Here is a 4,959-nt window from a genome sequence, read left to right on the forward strand (position 1 = left end):
GCTGCGCCAATACTTCCCCAAGGGCACCGACCTCTCCGTCTACGGACCCGAGGACCTCGAACACGTAGCCCAGGAACTGAACGGCCGGCCACGCAGAACGCTCGACTGGGACTCCCCAGCCGAGCGTCTGCGTGACTTACTCTTGACTACCTAGCCACCTACGGTGTTGCAACGATCCCTAGAAACCGCCGGCATCGCCGTCAGGTGGCGGAAGCTCCGCCGTCGTTGCTGGGGCTTAGAGCCAGCCGGCCGGATCCACGGTCTGGCCGTCCTTCACAACCTCGAAGTGCAGGTGGCAGCCGGTGGAGTTGCCAGTGGTGCCCAGCTCGCCGATGCGCTCGCCTTGGGCGACCTTTTGGCCCAGCGAAACACCGATCGACTGCAGGTGGTTGTAGGTGGTCTTCAGGCCGCCGCGGTGCTGGACCACAATGCGGTTTCCACCGCCGCCCACCTGGAAGCCTGCCTCAACGACCTTGCCGCCGTCGGAAGCGTTGACCGGGGTGCCGCAGCCCATCGCGTAGTCGATGCCGGTATGCAGTTCGCCGGCCGCGCCGGTGATCGGATTCGACCGGTAGCCGAAGCCGGAGGTCTGCTTCATATGCGGAATGGGGGCCTTCAGGCTGCCGGTCGCGAAGCCGGCGGTCTTGGCCTTGGCCGCATCGGCCTTTTTCGCGGCAGCGATGGCCGCCGCCTTCTTCTTGGCGGCCGCCTGGGCCTTCGCCTTCTTGTCCGCGGCGGCCTTCTGATCGGCCGCGGCCTTCTTGGCAGCGTCGTCAGCCTTCTTCTTTTCGGCGGACGCGGCGGCAACCTTGGTCTTTTCCTGGGCGGCCTTGCTGGCAGCCCAAGGCCGGTCGAACCGGAGGTCGGCTCCCTTGGCAGCCTGGACGCTGACCGCGCTGTTGTTGGATACGGGTTCGGTGCGAACCAGTTCTTTCGCGTCGCCAGCGTGGGCCACCGGGATGGCAATCACTGCCAGCATGCCGGCGGTTGCGGCTGCAATGCCTGCCTTGCGGGCAACCGAGTGGGCCGCGGCGGGCGCTTCTGCGCGGCGGCGGCCAGCGGGTTCTCCGGCAGAGCGGGAGATCAGGGACAGGGGCGACGTACGGGTGTCGGAACGGCGACGACCGCGGACAGGAGTGTTCACAGGGATTCCTCTCATGCGCCTGCGAAGTTAGCTGTCGGATTCGAGCGAGAGCTCACTCGGTCCTGCCGGCATAGCCGCGGGAAGCCGGCTTGCCTCTGAGGACTTCACCCCATGGTGCCCCCCAGCACCGTACGTGGTTCCTCCGCCCCTGCCTTCGACACAAAGCTCGATATCTTATGGTCCGCCGGCAGGGTTCGACGGGCGGACCGGGCCTACCTTCATAGTAGGAACTGCATCCAATTTACTGGAGCGACACGCGGTGTTACAACTTCGTTATCCGTGTTCCTAGTCACGGGGAAGTGCCGGTGGTCCCGGAGTCGCTCCAACGACCAACCGTGATCCGGCCGCCATGCAAGCCGATCATTGCCGTCATCCGGCAGCTCACCCCATCAACCAGGCCGCCGTCTGCGTTCGGCCGGAGATCTCATTGCGCTCGCCGGCCTGTACCCGAACGCTGGCCGGAAAGTAGCTGTGGCGCCGTTCTTCCAGCCGCTGGCGGGACTTCGGCGAGGGAATCGAGGTGCCCTTGCTTCGGTCGCAGCTCGCGCAGGCCGCCACGAAATTGGTCATCACGGTGGACCCGCCCTTCTTCCAGGGGAAGAAATGGTCGCCGGTGGTGGCCGGGTTCGGGCAACGGCGGCGCCGCGCAACCTCCAGTTCGCACTGGCCGCCGGCTCGTGCCAACCCTTCGCGGCGCTGCTCCCGGTTAAATTTGCGCAGCGGATCCCGGCGGCGCACATCGCGGGAGCGCCGGATCCGTGCAACAACGGCCACCGCCACCAACGCGAGGACCGGCGGACCGATCCAGCCCAGCACGGGCCACGCCGCCCGGACCAGTGCTTCGGCGCCGACGCCAACGAGAAGCTGCCGGATCCCCTGCAGCAGGCCGGTACCCAGGATGGCCGAGACCACCGCATAGGCCAGCCACGCCAAGGCAGCGACGAAGGCCCACAGCGTGATCCGCCGCGACCAGTAAATCATCCCCAGTTCAGACATCTCCCCACCCGAAGTCCCCCAGCTCCGCGAGTCAATCCGCCATCAGGTTAGCCGAGGCACCCTGTGAATTCCTCGGCCCACCAGCCCGGCCTACAACGCGGCCGCTCCGGCCTCGGCCACCGACTGGTCCTGCTCGCCGGAGCCGCCGCTAACGCCGATCGATCCCACCACCTGGCCGTCCCGGGAGAGCGGGATGCCGCCGGCGAAGATCATGATCCGACCGTGGTTGCTGGCGTGGATGCCGTAGAACTGATTGCCCGGCTGGGAATTGTCGCCCAGGTCCTTGGTCTGGATGTCGAAGGCCCGGGACGTGAAGGCCTTGTTGATCGAGATGTCGATGCTGCCCAGCCACGCTCCGTCCATCCGCACATGCGAGACCAGGTTTCCGCCCGCGTCGGCCACGGCAATGTTCATTGGCTGGCCGATCTCCGCGGCCTTGGCCTCCGCGGCGGCAATGACCCGGCGCGCATCTTCCAGAGTGACGGTGTGCATGGTTGCTCCTTGATCGAAGGCCGCGGGGCGGTCCTAGTGGATGTCATCGTTGGGACTGAGCACGTAGGTGGCGGCGGCTCCGGCGCCGAACGTCGCGCGGCCCTTCGGCGCGTCCCCCAGAGAAGGGCTGTCGCGTTGACCGCCTTGGCGATCGGCACCCTGTCGCAGCCCATCGCTTCGACCGTCCCGGTTTCCTGATAAGCGACCGCTCGAGTGCTGCTCATGGAGGATCCTCTCTGATCCGGACCGGAGCCACGGGTGGATAGGTGCCACCGTAGCCCTCGAGGCGCAGGGCTGGCTAGGGTTGCATCTCCGCGTCCTCGACCCAGCGATTCCGCCCGGCCCCCTTGTGGCCCCGCACGCGATCCGCAAGGGTGGACCCCATGGGTGCGAACGCAGCGGCAGGCCGGATGGTGGGCGCGGATGTCATCGTGGTGGGTGCCGGGCTCTCCGGCCTGGTGGCCACCGCCGAGTTGACCGAGGCCGGGCGTCACGTGCTGCTGGTGGAACAGGAATCGGAGGCCAACTTGGGCGGCCAGGCCTGGTGGAGCTTCGGCGGCCTGTTCCTGGTGGATTCGCCGGAGCAGCGCCGGCTGGGTGTCAAGGATTCGGTAGAGCTGGCCTGGCAGGACTGGCTGGGCACCGCCGGCTTCGACCGGCCGGAGGACTACTGGCCGCGCCGCTGGGCCGAGGCCTACGTGAACTTCGCCGCGGGCGAGAAGCGGGCGTGGCTGCGCGAGCGCGGACACCGGATCTTCCCGGTGGTGGGTTGGGCCGAACGCGGCGGCTACGACGCGAGCGGACCCGGCAACTCGGTGCCCCGCTTCCACATCACGTGGGGGACCGGTCCCGGCCTCGTGGAACCGTTCGCGCGCCGCGTGCGGGAAGCGGCCGACGCCGGACTGGTCACCTTCGCGTTCCGGCATCGGGTGGACGGTCTGCTAACCCGAGACGGCGCGGTCACCGGGGTGCGCGGCAGCATTTTGGAATCGACGACGGCGGAGCGCGGCCACGCGTCCTCACGCACCGTGGTGGGGGATTTCGAATACCCGGCCGGCGCCGTCGTGGTGACCTCCGGCGGCATCGGCGCGGACCTTGACGCGGTGCGGCGGAACTGGCCGCAGCGTCTGGGCACGCCGCCGGGCCACATGGTCGCCGGTGTACCCGAATACGTGGACGGGCGGATGCTCGGCATTGCGCAGGCGGCCGGTGGCCGGGTGATCAACCCGGACCGGATGTGGCACTACGTGGAGGGCGTCCGGAACTGGGATCCGGTGTGGGCCCGGCACGGCATTCGGATTCTGCCCGGTCCCAGCTCGCTCTGGCTGGATGCAACCGGACAGCGGCTGCCGGCGCCGCTGTTTCCCGGGTTCGACACCCTAGGCACGCTGGCGCACCTGCGCTCCACCGGACACGACTACAGTTGGTTCATCCTGAACAAGAAGATCATCGAGAAGGAGTTTGCGCTCTCCGGTTCGGAGCAGAATCCGGACCTGACCGGAAAGTCGGTGAAGGAAGTACTCAAGCGGGCGACCACGGACGTGCCCGGCCCGGTGCAGGCCTTTCTGGACCACGGTGTGGACTTCCTGCAGGCGGACACCGTGCCGGAGTTGGTGGCCAAAATGAACGAGCTGGTCAGGAAGCATCCGCTCGGCGAACCGGATGGATCGGCCGCGGTCGCAGACGCGCCGGGCGGGTCTGAAGACACCATGACACCGGCCGAACCCGTGCTGCCGGCGTTCAGCGAAGACCGGGACGGGCCGATGCTGGACCCGGCCGTGGTTGAGGCCGAGATTCAGGCGCGGGACCGCGAGGTGGGCAATGCCTACGGCAAGGACGCGCAGCTGATGGCCATCCGCGCGGCGAGACGCTATCTGGGTGACAAGTTTGTGCGCACGGCCAAGCCGCATCGACTGCTGGATCCCGATGCCGGGCCGCTCATTGCGGTGCGGTTGTCGGTGCTGACCCGCAAGACGCTCGGCGGCCTGGAAACGGATCTGCAGTCACGGGTGCTGACAGCGCACGGGCAGCCGGTTCCCGGACTCTATGCAGCCGGGGAGGCGGCAGGGTTTGGCGGCGGCGGCATGCACGGCTACCGCTCGCTGGAAGGAACCTTCCTGGGCGGCTGCCTCTTCAGCGGCCGCGCCGCCGGCCGTGCAGCCGGTTCCTGACGCATCCGTTCCCGACGCGGGCACAGCCCCAGCCGTTCCCGACGCGGCGGCTCCTGACGCGTCCGTTCCCGACGCGGGCACAGCCCCAGCCGTTCCCGACGCGGCGGCTCCTGACGCGTCCGTTCCCGACGCGGGCACAGCCCCAGCCGTTCCCGA

4 protein-coding genes, 1 pseudogene and 1 riboswitch are annotated in these 4,959 nt (G+C 68.2%); of the genes and pseudogenes, 2 read left to right on the top strand and 3 right to left on the bottom strand.

Going from position 1 to position 4,959, the window contains the following annotated elements; genetic code table 11:
* Positions 1–154: pseudogene (locus AB0N75_RS18735) on the top strand (IS30 family transposase); the annotation flags it as partial.
* A gap of 81 nt (positions 155–235) precedes the next feature.
* Here AB0N75_RS18735 and AB0N75_RS18740 read toward each other — a convergent pair.
* From AB0N75_RS18740 to AB0N75_RS18750, 3 genes are all read right to left on the bottom strand, one after another.
* The gene (locus tag AB0N75_RS18740; protein ID WP_364652451.1) at positions 236–1,144 is read right to left on the bottom strand and encodes a M23 family metallopeptidase; all 909 of its coding nucleotides are present in this window, start codon (positions 1,142–1,144) and stop codon (positions 236–238) included.
* A 3-nt stretch (positions 1,145–1,147) separates the two neighbouring features.
* Positions 1,148–1,314, bottom strand: a riboswitch (cyclic di-AMP (ydaO/yuaA leader).
* A 211-nt stretch (positions 1,315–1,525) separates the two neighbouring features.
* Positions 1,526–2,140: an HNH endonuclease signature motif containing protein gene (locus AB0N75_RS18745; protein WP_364652452.1), complete on the bottom strand. Its 615-nt coding sequence runs from the start codon at positions 2,138–2,140 to the stop codon at positions 1,526–1,528.
* A gap of 90 nt (positions 2,141–2,230) precedes the next feature.
* The gene (locus AB0N75_RS18750; RefSeq protein WP_364652453.1) at positions 2,231–2,632 is read right to left on the bottom strand and encodes a heme-binding protein; all 402 of its coding nucleotides are present in this window, start codon (positions 2,630–2,632) and stop codon (positions 2,231–2,233) included.
* 383 nt (positions 2,633–3,015) lie between these two features.
* Between AB0N75_RS18750 and AB0N75_RS18755 the strand changes: the two genes are divergently transcribed.
* A complete protein-coding gene (locus AB0N75_RS18755; protein ID WP_364652454.1) occupies positions 3,016–4,803 on the top strand; it encodes an FAD-binding dehydrogenase in 1,788 nt (595 codons plus the stop codon).
* Positions 4,804–4,959: the final 156 nt, after the last annotated feature.

Source organism: Arthrobacter sp. NPDC089319 (assembly GCF_040684925.1).
In the GTDB taxonomy this organism is placed as follows: Bacteria; Actinomycetota; Actinomycetes; order Actinomycetales; family Micrococcaceae; genus Crystallibacter.

Excerpts from the sequence above, each read along its gene's own strand:
- AB0N75_RS18745 (WP_364652452.1), bottom strand. The coding sequence starts at position 2,140 with ATGTCTGAACTGGGGATGATTTACTGGTCGCGGCGGATCACGCTGTGG.
- AB0N75_RS18750 (WP_364652453.1), bottom strand. The coding sequence starts at position 2,632 with ATGCACACCGTCACTCTGGAAGATGCGCGCCGGGTCATTGCCGCCGCG.
- AB0N75_RS18755 (WP_364652454.1), top strand. The coding sequence starts at position 3,016 with ATGGGTGCGAACGCAGCGGCAGGCCGGATGGTGGGCGCGGATGTCATC.